At 70.8% G+C, this 19092-nt stretch carries 16 protein-coding genes; 9 read left to right on the top strand and 7 right to left on the bottom strand.

The window, feature by feature from the left end; all coding sequences use genetic code 11:
• Positions 1-16 precede the first annotated feature (16 nt).
• The 5 genes from ACFQQI_RS00775 (at position 17) to ACFQQI_RS00795 (ending at position 6488) form a co-directional block, all read left to right on the top strand.
• Positions 17-1075: a substrate-binding domain-containing protein gene (locus ACFQQI_RS00775; protein WP_378556452.1), complete on the top strand. Its 1059-nt coding sequence runs from the start codon at positions 17-19 to the stop codon at positions 1073-1075.
• Between the two features lie 79 nt (positions 1076-1154).
• Positions 1155-2342: a Gfo/Idh/MocA family protein gene (locus ACFQQI_RS00780; protein WP_378556455.1), complete on the top strand. Its 1188-nt coding sequence runs from the start codon at positions 1155-1157 to the stop codon at positions 2340-2342.
• A gap of 1 nt (position 2343) precedes the next feature.
• Positions 2344-3351 (top strand): sugar phosphate isomerase/epimerase family protein, encoded by a 1008-nt coding sequence (locus ACFQQI_RS00785; RefSeq protein WP_378556458.1) that lies wholly within the window; start codon positions 2344-2346, stop codon positions 3349-3351.
• A gap of 36 nt (positions 3352-3387) precedes the next feature.
• On the top strand, positions 3388-4353 hold the full coding sequence (locus tag ACFQQI_RS00790) for a sugar phosphate isomerase/epimerase family protein (protein WP_378556461.1): 966 nt from the start codon (positions 3388-3390) through the stop codon (positions 4351-4353).
• Between the two features lie 242 nt (positions 4354-4595).
• Complete coding sequence (locus ACFQQI_RS00795) at positions 4596-6488, top strand: ATP-dependent DNA helicase (RefSeq protein WP_378557480.1); 1893 nt, start codon at positions 4596-4598, stop codon at positions 6486-6488.
• Between the two features lies 1 nt (position 6489).
• Here ACFQQI_RS00795 and ACFQQI_RS00800 read toward each other — a convergent pair whose 3' ends face one another.
• The 5 genes from ACFQQI_RS00800 to lexA all read right to left on the bottom strand — a co-directional run bounded on the left by ACFQQI_RS00800 (position 6490) and on the right by lexA (position 12656).
• Positions 6490-8046 (bottom strand): MXAN_6640 family putative metalloprotease, encoded by a 1557-nt coding sequence (locus tag ACFQQI_RS00800; protein ID WP_378556464.1) that lies wholly within the window; start codon positions 8044-8046, stop codon positions 6490-6492.
• Between the two features lie 59 nt (positions 8047-8105).
• A complete protein-coding gene (locus ACFQQI_RS00805) occupies positions 8106-9344 on the bottom strand; it encodes an alkaline phosphatase family protein (protein ID WP_378556467.1) in 1239 nt (412 codons plus the stop codon).
• Complete coding sequence (locus ACFQQI_RS00810; RefSeq protein ID WP_378556470.1) at positions 9341-10990, bottom strand: alkaline phosphatase D family protein; 1650 nt, start codon at positions 10988-10990, stop codon at positions 9341-9343. The genes ACFQQI_RS00805 and ACFQQI_RS00810 overlap by 4 nt, the downstream gene beginning before the upstream one ends.
• Positions 10991-10993: 3 nt before the next feature.
• Positions 10994-11797 (bottom strand): phosphatase PAP2 family protein, encoded by an 804-nt coding sequence (locus ACFQQI_RS00815; RefSeq protein ID WP_378556473.1) that lies wholly within the window; start codon positions 11795-11797, stop codon positions 10994-10996.
• A gap of 106 nt (positions 11798-11903) precedes the next feature.
• Positions 11904-12656 (bottom strand): transcriptional repressor LexA, encoded by a 753-nt coding sequence (lexA, locus tag ACFQQI_RS00820; protein ID WP_378556476.1) that lies wholly within the window; start codon positions 12654-12656, stop codon positions 11904-11906.
• Between the two features lie 280 nt (positions 12657-12936).
• Between lexA and ACFQQI_RS00825 the strand changes: the two genes are divergently transcribed.
• Positions 12937-13287, top strand: a complete 351-nt coding sequence (locus ACFQQI_RS00825) for a LysM peptidoglycan-binding domain-containing protein (protein WP_378556479.1) — start codon at positions 12937-12939, stop codon at positions 13285-13287.
• A gap of 153 nt (positions 13288-13440) precedes the next feature.
• Entirely contained in the window at positions 13441-13854 is a 414-nt protein-coding gene (locus tag ACFQQI_RS00830; RefSeq protein WP_378556482.1) for a DUF3052 domain-containing protein, read from the top strand.
• A 7-nt stretch (positions 13855-13861) separates the two neighbouring features.
• Here the strand turns inward: ACFQQI_RS00830 and ACFQQI_RS00835 are convergent, their stop codons facing one another.
• Both ACFQQI_RS00835 and ACFQQI_RS00840 read right to left on the bottom strand, forming a co-directional pair.
• Positions 13862-14242 (bottom strand): hypothetical protein, encoded by a 381-nt coding sequence (locus ACFQQI_RS00835; RefSeq protein ID WP_378556485.1) that lies wholly within the window; start codon positions 14240-14242, stop codon positions 13862-13864.
• A gap of 46 nt (positions 14243-14288) precedes the next feature.
• Positions 14289-15068 (bottom strand): SigB/SigF/SigG family RNA polymerase sigma factor, encoded by a 780-nt coding sequence (locus ACFQQI_RS00840; RefSeq protein ID WP_378556488.1) that lies wholly within the window; start codon positions 15066-15068, stop codon positions 14289-14291.
• 415 nt (positions 15069-15483) lie between these two features.
• Here ACFQQI_RS00840 and nrdR point away from each other — a divergent pair, with 415 nt between their 5' ends.
• The gene (gene nrdR, locus ACFQQI_RS00845; RefSeq protein ID WP_378556491.1) at positions 15484-15954 is read left to right on the top strand and encodes a transcriptional regulator NrdR; all 471 of its coding nucleotides are present in this window, start codon (positions 15484-15486) and stop codon (positions 15952-15954) included.
• Between the two features lie 156 nt (positions 15955-16110).
• Positions 16111-19011 (top strand): vitamin B12-dependent ribonucleotide reductase, encoded by a 2901-nt coding sequence (locus ACFQQI_RS00850; protein ID WP_378556494.1) that lies wholly within the window; start codon positions 16111-16113, stop codon positions 19009-19011.
• Positions 19012-19092 lie beyond the last annotated feature (81 nt).

Consider the following 19092-nt stretch of genomic DNA (forward strand, 5'->3'; position numbering starts at 1 on the left):
AACCCGAGGAGAACCAATGTCCGCACGACCCCTTCCGCGTCGCCGGCGCGTGTTCGCCGGCGTCGCCGCAGCGGCGGCCACCTGTCTCGTGCTGACCGCGTGCACGAGCAACGACCCGGAGCCTTCCGGTGACGACGGCGACAGCAACGCCAACGCGGCGAGCTCCAACGACGACACCGGCGACACCGTGACGATCGGCTTCTCGGGTCCGGCCGCCGACCACGGCTGGCTGGCCGCGATCAACAGCAGCGCCCAGGAGGCTGCTGACGAGTACGAGGACATCGACCTGCAGTTCGCGGAGGGCACCAACGACGTCAACGCGCAGATCGCCACCGTCGAGACGTTCATCAACGACGAGGTCGACGCGATCGTGCTGCTGCCCTCCGACGGTGCGGCGCTGACCGAGGTCGCCATCCAGGCGATGGACGCCGGCATCCCGGTCGTCAACGTCGACCGCGAGTTCTCCTCGCCGTTCGCGGCGCGCGCCACCGTCCTCGGCGACAACTACGGCATGGGTGTCTCCGCCGGTACCTATGCGTGCCAGCTGATCGAGGACAACGACATCGCCAACCCGGTCATCGCCGAGATCGCCGGCATCGACGCCCTGCCGCTCACCCAGGACCGCTCCGACGGCTTCAAGGACGCGCTCGAGTCCTGCGACCAGACCGTCGACCGTCGGGTGGCCGCGGAGTTCACCGTCGAGTCCGGCGAGGAGGTGGCTGGGAACCTGCTCCAGGCCGAGGACCAGATCGACATCATCTGGAACCACGACGACGACCAGGGCGTCGGCGTGAAGGCGGCCTTCGACAACGCCGACCGCGACGAGTTCTTCTTCATCGGCGGCGCCGGCTCGTGCAACGCGATGGACTGGATCGAGGACGGCGAGATGGAGGCCACCGTCATCTACCCGCCGACCCAGGCTGCCGACGGCATCAAGCTGGCCCGCCTGATCGCGCAGGACAAGGGCATGTCCGACCTGGTCCAGGTCGAGGTGCCCAAGCGCATCGTGCTCAACGCGCCGGTCGTGAACGCCGACAACGTCGACGACTACAGGGACCTCTGCTTCGAGTCCTGACCGATCCGTGCCCGCCCCCGGCTCTCCTCGGGAGCTCCGTCCCGGGGGCGGGCACGCACCCCCACACGGGAGAATCCGCATGACTGACCCGCGCAAGCCCCTGCGCGTCGCGATGATCGGGCACGCGTTCATGGGCAACGCCCACTCGCAGGCCTGGCGCACCGCGCCCCACTTCTTCCCCCTCCCGCTCCGTCCCGACATGGCCGTGCTCGTCGGCCACGACGCCGGCCGCGCGGCCGAGGCCGCCGAGCGCCTCGGCTGGGCCGAGAGCTCCGCGGACTGGCGCGACGTCGTCAATCGCGACGACATCGACGTCATCGACATCTGCACGCCCGGCGACACCCACGCCGAGATCGCCATCGCGGCGCTCGAGGCCGGCAAGCACGTGCTGTGCGAGAAGCCGCTGGCCAACACCGTCGCCGAGGCCGAGGCGATGACCGCCGCGGCCGACAAGGCCCGCGGCGACGGCGTGCTCGCGATGGTCGGGTTCACCTACCGTCGCGTCCCGGCGATCGGGCTGGCCCGCCAGCTGATCGCGGAGGGCCGGATCGGGGAGATCCGGCACGTGCGCGCGCAGTATCTCCAGGACTGGATCTCCGACCCCGAGGCGCCGCTGTCGTGGCGGCTCGACAAGGCGAAGGCCGGCTCCGGCGCGCTCGGCGACATCGGCGCCCACATCGTCGACCTCACCCAGTACGTCACCGGCGACCGCATCGTCGAGCTCACCGGACGCCTCGAGACCTTCGTCAAGGAGCGCCCGTACGCCGCGGTCTCGACCGCCGGAAGCCTCGGCGGTGGGGGCACCTCTGCCGAGCGCGGACCGGTGACCGTCGACGACGCGGCGTCGTTCCTCGCGTCGTTCTCGAGCGGCGCCATGGGCGTCTTCGAGGCGACCCGCTTCGCCAACGGCCGGAAGAACGCGATCCGCATCGAGGTCAACGGCTCCGCCGGCAGCATCGCGTTCGACTTCGAGGACATGAACGTCCTGGAGTTCTTCGACGCGTCCGAGCCGGCCGAGACCGCCGGCTTCCGGCGGATCCTCGCCACCGAGGCGGACCACCCGTACGTCGCCGCGTGGTGGCCGCCCGGGCACGGGCTCGGCTACGAGCACGGCTTCACCCACCAGGTCGTCGACCTCGTGCAGGCGATCGCCGACGGGACCGACCCGTCCCCGACGTTCGCCGACGGCCTGCAGGTCCAGCGGGTGCTGGACGCCGTCGAGACCAGCTCCGACACCCGGAGCTGGCAGAGCCTGGAAGGAAGCTGAGATGCCGCGACCGATCACGCTGTTCACCGGGCAGTGGGCGGACCTGCCGTTCGAGGAGATGTGCAAGCTCGCCTCGGAGTGGGGGTACGACGGGCTCGAGATCGCGTGCTGGGGCGACCACCTCGACCCGTGGCAGGGCGCCGAGGACGACGGCTACGTCCAGGGCAAGCTCGACCTGCTGGAGAAGTACGGCCTGAAGGTCTACGCGATCTCCAACCACCTCAAGGGCCAGGCCGTCTGCGACGACCCGATCGACGCGCGCCACGAGGCGATCCTGTCGGCCCGGGTCTGGGGTGACGGCGACCCCGAGGGCGTCCGGCAGCGGGCGGCCGAGGAGATGAAGATGACCGCGCGCACCGCGCAGCGGCTCGGCGTACAGACCGTCGTCGGATTCACCGGCTCCTCGATCTGGAAGTACGTCGCGATGTTCCCGCCGGCCTCGGAGGAGATGGTGGCCGCGGGCTACCGCGACTTCGCCGACCGGTGGAACCCGATCCTCGACGTCTTCGACGAGTGCGGCGTCCGGTTCGCCCACGAGGTGCACCCCTCCGAGATCGCCTACGACTACTGGACGACGGTCGCGGCGATGGAGGCGATCGGCCATCGCGAGGCGTTCGGGCTCAACTGGGACCCGTCGCACTTCGTGTGGCAGGACCTCGACCCGGTCGGCTTCCTGTGGGACTTCAAGGACCGGATCTACCACGTCGACTGCAAGGACGCGAAGCGCCAGGTCGGCAACGGCCGCAACGGCCGCCTCGGCTCGCACCTGCCGTGGGCCGACCCGCGGCGCGGCTGGGACTTCGTCTCCACCGGCCACGGCGACGTCCCGTGGGAGCAGTGCTTCCGGATGCTCAACACCATCAGGTACGACGGCCCGATCTCGATCGAGTGGGAGGACGCGGGCATGGACCGCCTGGTCGGTGCCCCGGAGGCCCTGGAGTTCGTGCGCCGACTGGCGTTCGACGCACCGACGGCGGCGTTCGACGCCGCGTTCGCCACAACTGAATAGGTCTCAACAGCTGGCAGTCAACTCGGGAGGATCGTCATGTGTTTCGGCTTTGACGGCGAGCGCGCGCTGCGCGACTCGCTGGACCAGAAGGGCGCCAGCCGCCGCTCGCTGCTGCGGGGTGCGGCGGTCGGCGCCGCGGGTGCGGCAACCCTGGGCGCGGGCCTGCTCTCGCCCGCGGTGGCGCACGGCAAGGGCGAGAACCGCCAGGGCCGGCGTACGGTGCCGCACGACCGGATCTCGATCCAGATGTACACGCTGCGGCGGGCCACCGGCAGCGTCACCGACGCCGACCTGGTGCTGACCCGGCTCGCGCAGTACGGCTACGAGCGGATCGAGCTGGCGGGGCTGCTCGGCCGGTCGGCGGCCGCGCTGCGGACCAAGCTCGACGACCTCGGCATCCGGGCGTCCTCCAGCCACGACAACATCGCTTCCGACGCGGCTGGGCTGCGGACCAAGCTGGAGAACGCCGTGACGCTCGGACAGAGCTACACCGTGGTGCCGTACCTCATCTCGCCGAACCTCGCGGACTGGCAGCGCTGGGCGGACCAGATGAACGCCGAGGCCGCGGTCGCGAAGCGGTACGGCCTGCGCTACGGCTACCACAACCACGCCCACGAGTTCACGACCGACCTGGGGGGCGGCACGACGCCGTGGGACGTGCTCACCTCCCGCCTCGACCCGCGCCTGGTGCACCTCGAGGTCGACCTCTTCTGGGCCTACACGGGTGGCGTCGGGGTCGGCGCCGCGGACCCGAACCAGTTCGCGATCGACGTGATCCGCGAGGCCCCGCAGAAGGTGCGGCAGTACCACGCCAAGGACCGTGACGAGAGCGGCCCGGAGAACAACAAGTTCGCCGATCTGGGCGTGGGCGTCGTGGACTTCCAGCGGATCTTCCGCAGCCACGCCGTCGAGGAGTACATCGTCGAGAACGACGAGCCCGACGTCACCCCGCTCACCACCGCCGCCGTCGGCCACACCTACCTGGAGCACCTCGAGTTCTGACCGCTCCCGCCCCCTGGCTGTAACGGGGTGTTGTGGCATCTGACTAGCCGTCACAACGGGTCAGAAGACGCCACGACACCCCGTTACATGTGCCACGCCGTGCCTGGGGATGGCGCGCATCAACCGGGGGTGGCCGCGGCTAGGGTTCTCGGGTGCCAGAGACCCCGACCCCCACGGTGACGCAGCTGCTGAGCACCGCGGTGGCGGCGCTCGGGGGTCACGAGCGCGCGGGCCAGGTGCGGATGGCGGAAGCCGTCACCGAGGCCATGGAGAGCGAGGAGCACCTGCTCGTCCAGGCCGGCACCGGCACCGGCAAGTCGCTGGCCTACCTGGTGCCGAGCCTGCTCCACCGCGACCGCGTCGTGGTGGCGACCGCGACGCTCGCGCTCCAGCACCAGCTGGTCGAGCGCGACCTCCCACGGCTGGTCGAGGCCGTGAAGGACTCAGGGGCCGACACGTCGTACGCCGTGCTCAAGGGCCGCTCCAACTACGCCTGCCTGCACCGCATCCGCGAGGGCGTGCCCGACGACCAGGGCGCGCTCGACGTCGTGCTGCCCGAGGGGTCGCTCGGCAAGAAGGTGCTCGAGCTGCGCACCTGGGCCGAGGAGGAGTCCGAGCAGGGCGGCAGCGGCGAGCGCGACAACGCGCCGCGCCACACCGACCGCGAGTGGCGCCAGGTCAGCGTCAACCACCGCGAGTGCCTGGGCGCGACCAAGTGCCCGTTCGGCCAGGAGTGCTTCGCCGAGCGCGCGAAGGAGAAGGCGCAGCGCTCCCACCTCATCGTCACCAACCACTCGCTCCTCGCGATCGACGCGATCGAGGGGGTGCCGATGATCCCGGAGTACGACGTCGTCGTGATCGACGAGGCCCACGAGCTCACCACGCGGGTGACCCAGGCGGCCACCGACGAGCTGTGGGCCGCCGAGGTCGAGCGCTCCGCCCGGCGCAGCCAGCGGCACGTCGACGGCGACCAGGCCGACGACCTCGCCGACGCTGCCGACGCGCTGCGACAGGCGATGGCCGACGCGCGCCCGGGTCGCTTCGACGCGATTCCGCAGGCCCTCGGCGACGCGCTCGTGCTGGTCCGCGACGCGGCGCGAGCCTGCGTCTCGGCGTACCCCAAGGGCACCGAGAAGGACGACGACGGCGACGCCGGCCGCCAGCAGGCCAAGGGCGCCGTGCAAGAGGTGTTCGCGACCGCCGAGCGGATGGCCGCCGACCTCGACACCGACGTGCTGTGGCTCTCGGAGGGCACCGAGCGGATGCCGCCGCGGCTGTGCGTCGCGCCGCTCCAGGTCTGGGGCCCGATGCGCGACAAGCTGCTGTCGGAGAAGACCGTGGTCTTCACCTCCGCGACGCTGATGCTCGGCGGCGACTTCTCCTCGGTGGCGACCAGTGTCGGGCTCAAGCCGAGCGAGCGCGTCGCCGAAGGAGCGCCGGCCCCGGCCACCACCGGCGACGCGATGCCGTGGCGTGGCCTCGACGTCGGCAGCCCGTTCGACTACGGCAAGCAGGCGATCCTGTACGTCGCCCGCCACCTGCCGCCGCCCGGCCGCGACGGGATGGCGCCGGCCGTGCTCGACGAGATCGTCGAGCTGGTCGACGCGGCGGAGGGGCGCACCCTCGGGCTGTTCTCGAGCCGGCGCGCCGCCGAGGCCGCCGCCGAGGTCGTCCGTGAGCGGCTGCCGCACCTGACGACGCTGGCCCAGGGCGACGCGCAGCTGCCCGAGCTCGCGGCGCAGTTCGTCGGCGACCCCTACACCTGCCTCTTCGGCACGCTCAGCCTGTGGCAGGGCCTCGACGTACCCGGCGACACCTGCCAGCTGGTGCTCATCGACCGGATCCCGTTCCCGCGCCCCGACGACCCGCTGCTCAGCGCGCGCCAGAAGGCCGCCGACCAGGCCGGCGGCAACGGCTTCATGCAGGTCGCGGCCACCCACGCCGCGCTGCTGCTCGCCCAGGGCGCCGGCCGCCTGGTCCGCACCCACACCGACCGCGGCGTCGTCGCCGTGCTCGATCCGCGCCTCGCGACCGCCCGCTACGGCGGCTTCCTCAAGGCCAGCCTGCCGCCGATGTGGACCACCACCGACCCGGCGGTGGTGCGCCAGGCGCTGACCCGGCTCGCGAAGGGCTGAGCTACCGCACCGCGCGGATGCGGTACTTCATCTCCATCCGGTCGTCACGCGGGACGCCGCGGCAGGAGTACTCGATGCCGTTGACCTGACCCTGCCAGCACTTCGACCGGATGCTGGCGTTCGACATCGTCAGGTCGACGCGGCTGACCCGCTTCGCGCCGAAGCGGGTCTTGGCGGTGCCGACGCCGTCCTTGGACAGGCGGACCATCTCCCGGTGCGCGTTGCCCTTGGGGCCGTACCACGTGAGCACGGCGGCCGAGCCACGCTTCTTCCGGGGCAGGTCGACCTCGACGCGGAGCCGGTGCAGCCTCAGCTCCGCGGTCGGTCGCACGGCGATGGTCTTGCTGGCGAGGTGGTCGACGCGCGCCTGCTGCCACCCGGTGTCGTGGTTCTCGCGGGTGAACGTGATGCCGCGGGCGGGGGAGCGTCGGTACGACGCGCCCTCCTCGTAGGTGCGCTGCGGCCGCCGGTTCGCGTCGGCGAACCTTGCGTACGCGCGCCGCAGGTCGGTGCCCCGGCTCTTCAGCTCCTGCGCGACCGCCTTGATGGAGTAGCTGTCCGGCCCTCCGGCGGCGCCGTCGACGCGCTCCCACATCTTCCGCACGATCGTGGGCATCCCGCCCTGCGCCTTGGGATAGCGCTCGCTGAGGTAGCGGAAGAAGAACCACTCGCCGTACTGCCGCAGCGCGTCGCCGAACTGGTCCAGCGGCTGCCCGGGCTGGCGCAGCGGGCTGACGTCGAGGTACTGGAGGTTGTCGTTGATCCGGTCGTAGACCTCGTCCTCGGCCCAGACCGCCGTGGCCTCCATGAACCAGGCGTCCTCGTTGTAGTCGTAGGCGAACTGCACGGCGTGGAAGAGCTCGTGCGCCGCGGTGACCTTGAGGTTGGCGGTGGGGGTGCGGGGGAACTCGGAGAAGGTGTGGTTGAAGGCGCAGTACGCCGGGGCGTCGTAGGGCCCCGCGGGCGCCGGGTCGACGTCGGTGTCGCAGTAGCCGTAGAGGCCGGGCTGGTCGAAGTCGACGAGGTAGACGTCGAAGAGGTTGGTGCCGCCGCCGACCTTGTCGCCGGTGCCGTCCGGCTTCGGCGCGCGGTAGCCGGCGGCGGCGTACGTCGACAGCACGTGGTTGACGACCTTGCCGACCTTCTTCACCCACTGCGGGGTGATGGCGGTGTTGGTGGACTTCCAGTGCACCCGCACCGCGCCGAAGTCCTGAGCGGCGTTGGCCGCCGGACGACGGGTCGCGCGTCGCGCCGCCGCGCGGTCGGCGGCGGACAGGTCGTCCATGCGCAGCCGCAGGTCGCGCAGCGCCAGCGTGAGGTCGCGCCCCTCCTGCTCCGTGCTCGCCTGCTCGCGGCTCAGGCCCGGTGCCTGCGGGGCGAGCAGCTCCTGCACCTGGTCGAGTGCGGCCGCGGCGGCGTCGGTGGACTCGGCGGGCACGCCCTGCTCGGACGTCGCGGGGTCCGGGTTCCCGGTCGCGCCGGCGGGCTCGGCGAGCGTCAGTGCCACCAGCAGCACACACGTCGCCGGCAGGAGTCGTCGGCCGAGAGGGAAGCGCATGGGCCCTACTGTCCCCGACCGCGCCAAGATTTGCCCAACCGACCGCGTGTCGAACCGCACTACAGGAGGCTGCGGCCGTCGAAGCCGCCTTGCGGGGAGCCGACGCCGAAGTACGCCGCGAGCGTCGGCGCGACGTCGACGGTCCGGGCGATGCGGGTGCTCGCCCGGCCACGGCGTACGACGGGATGGCCGCCGGCCAGGAAGAACGGGATCGCCCGGGTGGCGGGGTGCCCGTGGTTGCCGGGGATCGGGTTGTCGGTGAGCGGCGAGGGATCGCTGAACCGCCAGCCGGCACGGCAGTAGACGACCACGTCACCGGCCTCCGGACCGAGCCGCAGCGACCGCTCGCGGCGGTCGTGGGCCTCGAGCACCCCGGGCTGGGCCCGCGCGACCGCCAGCATCCGCCCCACGGCCTCGTCGTGCTGGTCGGTCGGGCCGGTCCAGTAGAGGAGGTCGGCGCCGCCGTTGTCGGCGATCTGCACCTGCCCGGCCAGCAGCGGGTCGGCGTCGAGCGCCCTCGCCAGGCTGACGACCTTGTCGGGCGTCGACCAGTCCATCGAGTGGTCGGCGAGCACGATCAGCAGGGCGTCGTCCCACTTGCCCTGCTCCTGCAGCGCATCGACGAACCGGCCGATGTGCGCGTCGGTGTCGGCCAGTGCGAGGCGGCGCGCCAGCCGCAGCGTCGTGCCGGACAGGTCGGCGTGGCCGAAGCGGTCGATGTCGCCGAGGTTGACGAACATCAGGTCGGGGTCGAGCTCCTCGAGCATCGTCAGCGCGGCCTGCATCGTGAACAGGTCGGGCGCGTGCCCGGTGACGGGCAGCGAGGGCTGCGGCTCCCAGCGGTGGGTGGCCCGCTCGCCGAAGATGCCGTGGAGGTAGTCCTTCGACAGCACGGTGCCGGTGGTGCGGCCGCGCCGGTTGAGCCGCTCGATGAGCGTCTCGCAGCGGATGTCTGTCGGCTGGTCCAGGTCGCGCACCTCGCCGAGCGCCCGGTCGTAGACGGAGTTGGCGGGCACGCCGCTGCGGTCCGGTCGCACCCCGGTCATCATCATCACGTGGTTGGGGATCGTCTCCATCACCGGCAGTGACCGGGCCCGCGGGAAGCGGAGGCCGCCGTCGCGCAGCGCCGCCAGCCGCGGCGTCAGCCCGCTGTCGAGCTCGTCGTGACGACAGCCGTCGATGACGACGACGTACGCCCGCCGACGGGTGCCGGCAGCGGCGCGCGCGACGCCCGGGACCGATGAGAAGACCAGGCCCGCGGCGCCGGTCTTGAGGAAGGTACGGCGCGTGGTCGTCACAGCGGCCCCCCGACCTGCTCGACCCGGCCGGTGCCGGTGCGCGTCCGGTAGGAGACGGACCACGTGATCGGGGTGGCGTGGTCGGCGCGGTCGCCGATGACGTACCAGTCCATCTGCGCGCGGGTCGCGGTCACGTCGAGCACCGAGAAGCCGTGGCTGTCGAAGTCGAGGTGGCGGATGTGCCGGTTGGCGGCCTTGATGACGTTCTCGACCGCCACGCTCGTCGTCCGCGCCGGGGAGCCGGTGATGTCCTTGAGGTTGTTGGAGGTCACCGACGCGCAGACGAACTCGACGCCGGCGGAGTCGCCGAGTGGGTACGTGGAGGCGTCGTACGGCAGCTCGCACGCCCAGCCCGAGTGGATGTCGCCGGTGATGAAGAGCGCGTCGCTGACCTGGTGGTCCCGGATGTGCTCGAGCACCCGGCGGCGGTCGTGGGTGTAGCCGTCCCACTGGTCGACGTTGTAGGCGACGCCGTCGCGCGGCAGCAGGCCGGTGACCTCGTTGACCGGGTCGACGAGGTCGTGCGGGAGCGAGCCGAGCTCAACCGGCGCGATCATCACCGGGTTGCCGATCACCTTCCACTGAGCAGCGTCCGACGACAGGCCCTGCTTGAGCCACTCCAGCTGTTCGGCGCCGGCGATCGTGCGGTCGGGCGAGTCGACCCGGTGACCGGGGACCTCGAGCTGGCCGTCCCGGTAGGTGCGCAGGTCGAGCATGCTCAGCTCGAGCAGCCGGCCGAACCGGAACCGGCGGAAGAGCCGTGTGCCGTCGCCGAGCCGGGCGGTGCCGTCCATCCGGACCGGCATCCACTCGTCGTACGCCCGGTGCGCCCGGGCTCGGCGGCGCCGGTAGTCGCCCTCGCCCAGGTCGGGGTTGTGGTTCTCGGCGCCGTCGCGCCACTGGTCGTTGGTGACCTCGTGGTCGTCCCAGGTGATGATCCACGGGTACTTCGCGTGCAGGTCCTGGAGGTCGGCGTCCTCCTTGTACTGCGCGTGCCGCTGGCGGTAGTCGGCCAGCGAGAGCATCTCGTGGGCCGGCACGTGCGGCCGGATGTCGACGTCGTTGGCGCCATAGCCGTACTGGCCCGGGCCGTACTCGTAGAGGTAGTCGCCGAGGTGCACGATCGCGTGCAGGTCGTCGCGCGCGGCCAGGCCGCGATAGGCGCTGAACCAGCCGGCCTGGAGGTTGGCGCACGACACGACCCCGAAGCGGATGTTCGCCGGATCGCTGTCAACCGCGGGCGCCGTGCGGGTGCGGCCGACGCGGCTGGTCTCGCCGTCGAGGCGGAAGCGGTAGCGGTACGCCGTGTCCGCCGCCAGCCCGGTCACGTCGACCTTCACGGTGTGGTCGCGGTCGGGTCCGGTCGTGGCGCGCCCACGTCGTACGACGCGGCGGAAGCGTTCGTCGGTCGCGACCTCCCAGTGCACGGTGACCGTCGGGCCGCGGCCCGAGCCCGGGGTGCTGGCCGCCGTCGGCGTCACGCGGGTCCAGATGACGACGGCGCGGGGGAGCGGGTCGCCGGAGGCGACGCCGTGGCGGAAGCGCGCAGCCGCAGCGACGGAGTCAGCGCCGGGCGCGAGAGCGACGGCGCCGATCGCGCCGGTGGTCGCGAGGACGGCGCGACGCGGGAGGAGAGGCGTTGTCACGCCTCACTCAACGACCGCCGTCCCCCCGGGTTCTGCTCGTTCACCTGTTGTTCGTCGGGGCCATCGCAGGGGCACCCGGCCAAGCGCCATCGCGACCACCCAGGCCAGGAGCACGATCATCCAGCCGACGAGGGCGTCGATGACCCAGTGGTTGCCGGTGCCGACGATGACGATGCCGGTGCCGATGGCGTAGACCCAACCGAGCACCCGGACCCACTTGCGGGTCGCGTAGACGTGCAGCGCCAGCGCCACCCACAGCGCCCAGCCGGCGTGCAGGGAGGGGAACGCCGCGAGCTCGTTGGTCAGCCCGCCGACGCCGCGCGGCGCGGACGCGTCGGCGCCCCACCACCCGTCCGCCGCGTGCAGGCTGAGCACGTCGACGTACCCGCTGATGAACCGCGGCGGCGCGGTCGGCATGAACAGGTAGGCGACCAGGCCCGCCAGCGTCGCGATCACCAGGGCGCGGCGGGCTGGTCCATAGCGGTCGGTGCCCAGGCGCCAGAGCCAGATGAGGACACCGGCGGTCACGATGTAGTGGAAGGTGGCGTACCAGTAGCTGCCCACCAGCCCGATCACGCGGTAGTCGCTGAAGAGCTGGTTGAGCGGGACCTCCCACTCGATGCCGAGCAGCTTCTCGATGTGCAACAGGTCGTTGGCGCGGTCGAGGGCCGGCTTCATCGATGTGTCGGCGAGCAGGCGGGCGAGGCTGTAGAGGACCCAGAGCCCGAGGATCAGGGCCAGCTCGAGGAGGCCGCGGGCCCAGATCGGGAGGGTCCGCGTGCGTGCCACCGCAGGCGCTGTCGTCACAGCACCAGCGTCCTCCATCATCCCTCCCCGTGCCCATCGGGTATTCACCCGATCAACCTCGGGGTCCGATCGGGTGATTCCCCGATGTTGTAGGGAATTCGACCTATCAGACCCGTCGCAGCACGGCGGTCACCTTGCCGAGGATGGTGGCGTTCGTGCCGTCGATGGGATCGTAGTTGGGGTTGTGCGGCAGCAGCCACACATTTCCGTCCTTGCGCTGCAGGGTCTTCACCGTGGCCTCGCCGTCGATGAGCGCCGCGACGATCTCTCCGTTGTCGGCGGTCTGCTCCTTTTTGATGACGACGTAGTCGCCGTCGCAGATGGCCGCCTCGATCATCGAGTCGCCGGAGACCTCGAGCAGGAAGAGCTCGCCGTCGCCCACCAGCTGCTTGGGCAGGGGGAAGACGTCCTCGTAGCGCTCCTCCGCGAGGATCGGCCCGCCGGCGGCGATCCGGCCGACGAGCGGGACGTACGACGCTGCGGGCACGCTGTCGCCGAGACCCGTCTCGTCGTACGTCGACTCCTCGGCGGTGCCCAGGGAACGGCGGGCCGCCATCACCTCGGGGAGGAAGACCTCGAGGGCGCGCGGCCGGTGGGGGTCGCGCTTGAGGTAGCCCTTCTCCTCGAGGACCTTGAGCTGGTGGGCGACGCTGGAGGAGCTGGTCAGCCCGACCGCCTCGCCGATCTCGCGCATGCTCGGCGGGTAGCCCCGCTTCTCGATCGAGTCCTTGATCGTCGCGAGGACACGCTGCTGTCGCGGGGTGAGCCCGGTCGCGTCGGCCGGGCCGTCGGGCAGCTCGCGGACCGTCATCTTGCCGGGCGTCTTCCCGGCCATCTTCTTCCCTGCCGTCTTCGCCATGGGCTCACGGTAGTCCTCCCCGCCGCCGGGTTCAAACATCTGTTCGAACCGCGTGTCGGTGCCCGAGGGGATTCGAGGTGATCGAACAAATGTTCGGCGAAGGCCTTGTGTCGTTCGAACACGTGCTCTAACGTCGTACACATGTTCGATCGAACGGCTGATCGAGTGGGTGGTCCGGACCGGTCCCGAGGGACTGTCGGTGGTCGCCACTAGAACTGCTCTCGACGACACAGAGACCCGAGGTCCCGGAGGCGGGACCACTTCCCCAGGAGGTCACCAGATGAGCACCATGACGATCGACCAGATGTTCCACAGCCGGCCCGCCGCGCGTCCGCGCAGCACGGTCCGCCTGACCCGGCGCGGCCGCGCCGTCGTGGTCCTCCTCGCGCTCGTCGCCGTGCTCGCCGTCGGCGTCGCCCTGGCCGGCGGCTCGGTCGCCACCCGCGACTCCGGCACGCCGGAGCCCACCGCCGTGGTGCAGGTCGGCCCGGGCGACACCCTGTGGGAGATCGCCTCCGCGGCCGCCACCGACGGCGACGTCCGCTCGATGATCGAGCGGATCGAGAAGCTCAACGCGCTCGACTCCGGGATGCTCGTCGCCGGCCAGCGGCTGCTGGTCCCGGTCGAGTGAGTCCGATCGACTGATCCCGCACAGACCACCGGGTCACACACTTCGCCGGCCGCTTCGACCCCGGCCGGCGATAACCGGGGAAGCGAGGGGCGGAGCCTTGGCCGGCTCCGCCCCTCGAGGTCATTTCGGGGCCGGTGTCCCTACGCTGCCGCCATGGCCGGCTACTCCGGCACCCCGCTGCTGCGCAAGCTGGGCGTCAAGGACGAGCACGTGGTGCTGCTCGACGGCGCGCCCGACGGGTTCGAGCTCGGGACGACCGGCGCCCACGTCGTACGCCGCCTGCCGGGTCGGCCCGACAGCCTCGACGTGACCCTGACCTTCCACACCAGGCGCGCGGCGCTCGAGGCGCGGCTGCCGGTGCTGTTCGAGCGGACCCGGACCGCCGGCATGGTCTGGGTGTGCTGGCCCAAGCAGGCGGCGCAGCGGGCGCTCGGCATCGACAGCGACCTCGGTGACGGCGTCGTCCGCGAGTTCGGCCTCCGGCTGGGCTGGGTGGACGTGAAGGTGGCGGCCGTCGACGACACCTGGTCGGGGCTGAAGTTCGTGCGCCGGCTCGCGGACCGCTGAGACGTCGCTACCGCGCCGCGCGCCGCCCGCCGATCGGCCGCGGCGGCTCGTCGTCGGAGCCGCCGTCGGTCTCGGTCGACTCTGCCGAGCCGCGCGGCGTGGGGGGTCTGCTGATGCCGAGGCGCCGGGTCAGCAACGCCACCAGCATCAGCCCGAAGAAGAGGCAGGCCACCGCGCCGACCGACGCGATCGCCAGGAACCACCACGCGCGGGCGTCCCCGCCGCGGGCGGTCGCGCCGAAGTCGATGGCGGCGTACACCAGGTAGCCCCAGGCCAGGACGCAGGCGGTGATGCCCAGGGCGAGCAGCAGCAGGGCGGGCTGGAACCTGCGCCTGCGGCGGGGTCCGCGGCGGGACCCCGCCCGCTTCCCACCCGTCGCACCCGTCACACGGACATTGTGTCCGATGCGCGGCGAACCGGGCATGGAACACCGGTCAGGCGGCGTGCGCCACGCTCAGCTGGTTGCGCATCCGCGCGATCATCCGGGTCAGCAGCCGGGAGACCTGCATCTGGGTCACGCCGATCTCCCTGCCGATCTCGGCCTGCGTGCAGCCGCGGAAGAAGCGCATCTCGACGATCTTGCGCTCGCGCGGCGTGAGCTGGGCGAGGACGGGGGCGAGCAGGGCGCGCGCCTCGGCGACGTCGAAGCCGGCGTCGTCGTGGCCCAGGCGCCGGGAGAGCGCCTCGTCGTCGTCGCTGGTCGTCGCGTCCAGGGAGACCGGCGCGAAGCAGCCGTTGGCGCCGAGCGCCTCGACCACCAGCTCGAGGTCGACGTCGAGGTGGGCAGCGATCTCGGAGGGGCGCGGTGCCCGGCCCAGCTGCTGGGTCAGCTCGCCCTCGCAGCCGAGGATCTTGGTCTGGGTCTCCTGGATGGAGCGCGGGGGACGCACCGTCCAGCCCAGGTCGCGGAAGTGCCGGCGCACCTCGCCGCGGATGGTGGGGATGGCGAAGCTGAGGAAGTCGTGACCGCGGTCGGGGTCGAAGCCCCGGACGGCCTTGACCAGCCCGACGTACGCGACCTGCTCGAGGTCCTCGGTGGCGATGCCACGGTTGCGGAATCGGCGGGTCGCGTCGGCAGCGACGCGCATGTTGATGCGGACGACCTCCTCCTCGATCCGCTCGCGGTCCGCGGGGTTCTCCGCGCGCTCGGCGAACAGACGGGTGGTGGCGTCAGAACGGCTCTCATGCAGTACGGCGATCGGTTGAATCGACATCGGCGATGACCTCGTTCGTTGTGTCCAGTTGTGCGGCCAGGGGGATGTGTGGCTTCTCAGTCCCCTGCCCGAAAGTCGTCAAACGTCAAACCACCCCATCGGGTGAACGTGGTGTGTCGCGGGCCCGCGCCACGCCCGGCGCCACGCCGACACGCAGCCGGTCTGGAGAGGTCTTGACAGGGCATTTCTCGGCTCTGACCTGCGACTTTGCCGCGCGGCCGCGGCAACCCGCGAGAACGCCCTCCGCGTCACTTGCGCCACCTGTCACCGGGGCGTACGGTTACCACTACATCTAGTAGTTACAACGGTGTAGTTATCCACATCTAGTTCACAGCGGATGGCGGATGACCCACAGCGAACTGCTTGTTCTACACAGGAGAACGTCTGTTCTCCACAGCTTCGGGAGGAGGGCCTCATGCACTGTCCGTACTGCCGCAACACCGACACCAGGGTCCTCGACTCCAGGGTGGCCGACGACGGCGGCTCGATCCGCCGCCGGCGTACCTGCTCCGAGTGCGAGCGCCGGTTCACGACCGTCGAGCTGATGCAGCTGACCGTGCTCAAGCGCTCCGGCGCCAGCGAGCCGTTCACCCGCGAGAAGGCCGTCGCCGGCGTGCGCAAGGCCTGCAAGGGCCGGCCGGTGTCGGAGGACCAGCTCGCCTGCCTCGGCCAGGCGGTCGAGGACACGCTCCGGCTCTCCGGGGCCGCCGAGGTCGAGGCCCACGAGGTGGGCCTGGCCATCCTGGGCCCGCTGCGCGAGCTCGACGAGGTGGCCTACCTGCGGTTCGCGAGCGTCTACCGCGCGTTCGAGTCGGCCGAGGACTTCGAGAAGGAGATCTCGGCCCTCCGTGCGGACCGCGCACCTCAGCCCGTCCCCACGGGCTGACCACAGACGGCCCGGCGTGCGTAGTGGGGAAGCTGCGTACGCCGGGCCCACCAATCGCCAGCAAGACCGTCACCGACCCCCACTTGGATAGGGACTGTCGGTGGCAGCAGCAATGATCGAAGAACACACCAACCTCGAGAGACGGGACCAAGAGGGATGACCGAGACGGTGAGTGGCGGAGCCCAGGCAGCAGGCAAGGGCAAGGCCAGGAAGGGCGCGGGGCTGAAGATCGAGCAGGTCTTCAGCACCCCGGGGGTGCACCCCTACGACGAGATCACGTGGGAGCGCCGCGACGTCGTGCAGACCAACTGGAAGACCGGTGAGACGGTCTTCGAGCAGCGCGCCGTGGAGTTCCCCGACTTCTGGTCGGTCAACGCCTCGACCATCGTCACCACGAAGTACTTCCGTGGCGCCGTCGGCACCGACGCCCGCGAGTGGAGCCTCAAGAACATCATCGACCGGGTGGTGAAGACCTACACCAAGGCCGGCATCGACCACGGCTACTTCGCCACCGAGGCCGACGCCGAGGTCTTCGAGCACGAGCTCACCTGGCTGCTCGCGCACCAGTACTTCTCCTTCAACTCCCCGGTCTGGTTCAACGTCGGCACCTCGTCGCCGCAGCAGGTCTCCGCCTGCTTCATCCTGTCCGTCGACGACTCGATGGACTCGATCCTGAACTGGTACAAGGAGGAGGGCTTCATCTTCAAGGGCGGCTCCGGCGCCGGCCTCAACCTCTCCCGCATCCGCTCCTCCAAGGAGCTCCTCTCCTCCGGCGGCACCGCGAGCGGCCCGGTCTCCTTCATGCGCGGCGCCGACGCCTCGGCCGGCACCATCAAGTCCGGTGGCGCCACCCGTCGCGCGGCGAAGATGGTCGTGCTCGACGTCGACCACCCCGACATCGAGGAGTTCGTCGAGACCAAGGCGCGCGAGGAGGACAAGATCCGCGCGCTGCGCGACGCCGGCTTCGACATGGACCTCGGCGGCAAGGACATCACCAGCGTCCAGTACCAGAACGCCAACAACTCCGTCCGCGTCAGCGACGAGTTCATGCGTGCGGTCGAGGAGGGCGGCGACTTCGGCCTGCGCGCCCGCAAGACCCACGAGGTCATCGAGACCGTCGACGCCCGCGAGCTGTTCCACAAGATCGCGACCGCGGCGTGGGAGTGCGCCGACCCCGGCCTGCAGTACGACGACACCATCAACGACTGGCACACCAACCCCGAGACCGGCCGGATCACCGCGTCCAACCCGTGCTCGGAGTACATGTCGCTCGACAACTCCTCGTGCAACCTGGCGTCGCTCAACCTGCTGAAGTTCCTCAAGGAAGACGACACCTTCGACGCCGAGCTGTTCGCGAAGGCCGTCGAGCTGATCATCACCGCGATGGACATCTCGATCTGCTTCGCCGACTTCCCGACCGAGGCGATCGGCAAGACCACGGTCGACTACCGCCAGCTCGGCATCGGCTACGCCAACCTCGGCGCGCTGCTGATGGCGATGGGCCTCGGCTACGACTCCGACGGCGGCCGCGCGATGGCGGGCACGATCACCTCGCTGATGACGGGTACGTCGTACAAGCGCTCGGCGGAGCTCGCCGGCATCGTCGGCCCCTACGCCGGCTACGCCCGCAACGCGGAGGCCCACAAGCGGGTCATGCGCAAGCACCAGGCGGCCAACGACACCGTGCGCACCCTGCACATCGCCGACAGCCAGGTGCACAAGCTGGCCACCCAGGCGTGGGCCGACGTGATCAAGCTCGGCCAGGCCAACGGCTACCGCAACGCGCAGGCCTCGGTGCTCGCGCCGACCGGCACCATCGGCTTCATGATGGACTGCGACACCACCGGCATCGAGCCCGACTTCTCGCTGGTGAAGTTCAAGAAGCTCGTCGGCGGCGGCTCGATGCAGATCGTCAACCAGACGGTGCCGCGCGCGCTGAAGAAGCTCGGCTACCAGGCGGAGCAGATCGAGGCGATCGTCGCCTACATCGCCGAGCACGGCCACGTCGTCGACGCGCCGGGCCTGAAGACCGAGCACTACGAGGTCTTCGACTGCGCGATGGGCGCCCGCGCCCTCAAGCCGATGGGCCACGTGCGGATGATGGCGGCGGCGCAGCCGTTCCTCTCCGGCGCCATCAGCAAGACCGTCAACCTCCCCGAGAGCGCGACCATCGAGGACGTCGAGGACATCTACCTCCAGTCCTGGAAGCTCGGCCTCAAGGCGACCGCGATCTACCGCGACAACGCGAAGGTCGGCCAGCCGCTCGCCGACGCGAAGGCCAAGAAGGCCGACGCGACCGTCGAGACCGAGGTCGAGCCCAAGGTCGTCGAGAAGATCGTCTACGCCCCGGTCCGCAAGCGCCTCCCGAAGTCCCGCGTCTCGCGCACCACCTCCTTCACGGTCGGTGGCGCCGAGGGCTACATGACCTCGGGTGCCCACGAGGACGGCTCGCTCGGCGAGATCTTCCTCAAGCTCGGCAAGCAGGGCTCGACCCTGGCCGGCGTCATGGACGCGTTCTCGATCGCGATCTCGATCGGCCTGCAGTACGGCGTGCCGCTGGAGACCTTCGTCTCGAAGTACACCAACCAGCGCTTCGAGCCCGCCGGCCTGACCGACGACGCCGACATCCGGATGGCCCAGTCGGTCATGGACTACGTCTTCCGCCGCCTGGCGCTGGACTACCTGGACTTCGAGACCCGCCAGGGCCTGGGCATCTACTCGGCCGAGGAGCGCCAGCGCTACCTCGAGACCGGCTCCTACGAGCCCCTCGAAGCTGGCAACACCGCCGCCGAGCTCCTCGCCCCGACCATCGAGCTCCGCGCCGACGACCCCGAGGCGACCACGGTGGTTGAGGAGGCCGGCCACGGCCGTCTCGAAACCACCGATGCCGCGGAGAAGCCCGCCCCGTCGGGCGCCCACACCAGCGCCGAGCTCCTCGAGCAGATCACCGGCACCGCCATCGACAGCCCGCTCTGCTTCACCTGCGGCACCAAGATGCGCCCCGCCGGCTCCTGCTACGTCTGCGAGGGCTGCGGCAGCACCAGCGGCTGCAGCTGATCATCGCGTAACCCGACGGGCCCGACACCGCGTGAGGTGTCGGGCCCGTCGCGCATTTTGCGCCGTTTTGGCGGGACGCCA

This window comes from Nocardioides sp. GCM10030259 (assembly GCF_042666375.1).
Taxonomy (GTDB): domain Bacteria; phylum Actinomycetota; class Actinomycetes; order Propionibacteriales; family Nocardioidaceae; genus Nocardioides.

Excerpts from the sequence above, each read along its gene's own strand:
- ACFQQI_RS00840 (WP_378556488.1), bottom strand. The coding sequence starts at position 15,068 with ATGTCGATTCAACCGATCGCCGTACTGCATGAGAGCCGTTCTGACGCC.
- ACFQQI_RS00795 (WP_378557480.1), top strand. The coding sequence starts at position 4,596 with ATGGCGGAAGCCGTCACCGAGGCCATGGAGAGCGAGGAGCACCTGCTC.
- ACFQQI_RS00785 (WP_378556458.1), top strand. The coding sequence starts at position 2,344 with ATGCCGCGACCGATCACGCTGTTCACCGGGCAGTGGGCGGACCTGCCG.
- ACFQQI_RS00830 (WP_378556482.1), top strand. The coding sequence starts at position 13,441 with ATGGCCGGCTACTCCGGCACCCCGCTGCTGCGCAAGCTGGGCGTCAAG.
- ACFQQI_RS00780 (WP_378556455.1), top strand. The coding sequence starts at position 1,155 with ATGACTGACCCGCGCAAGCCCCTGCGCGTCGCGATGATCGGGCACGCG.
- ACFQQI_RS00790 (WP_378556461.1), top strand. The coding sequence starts at position 3,388 with ATGTGTTTCGGCTTTGACGGCGAGCGCGCGCTGCGCGACTCGCTGGAC.
- lexA (WP_378556476.1), bottom strand. The coding sequence starts at position 12,656 with ATGGCGAAGACGGCAGGGAAGAAGATGGCCGGGAAGACGCCCGGCAAG.
- ACFQQI_RS00775 (WP_378556452.1), top strand. The coding sequence starts at position 17 with ATGTCCGCACGACCCCTTCCGCGTCGCCGGCGCGTGTTCGCCGGCGTC.
- ACFQQI_RS00800 (WP_378556464.1), bottom strand. The coding sequence starts at position 8,046 with ATGCGCTTCCCTCTCGGCCGACGACTCCTGCCGGCGACGTGTGTGCTG.
- ACFQQI_RS00850 (WP_378556494.1), top strand. The coding sequence starts at position 16,111 with ATGACCGAGACGGTGAGTGGCGGAGCCCAGGCAGCAGGCAAGGGCAAG.
- nrdR (WP_378556491.1), top strand. The coding sequence starts at position 15,484 with ATGCACTGTCCGTACTGCCGCAACACCGACACCAGGGTCCTCGACTCC.
- ACFQQI_RS00825 (WP_378556479.1), top strand. The coding sequence starts at position 12,937 with ATGAGCACCATGACGATCGACCAGATGTTCCACAGCCGGCCCGCCGCG.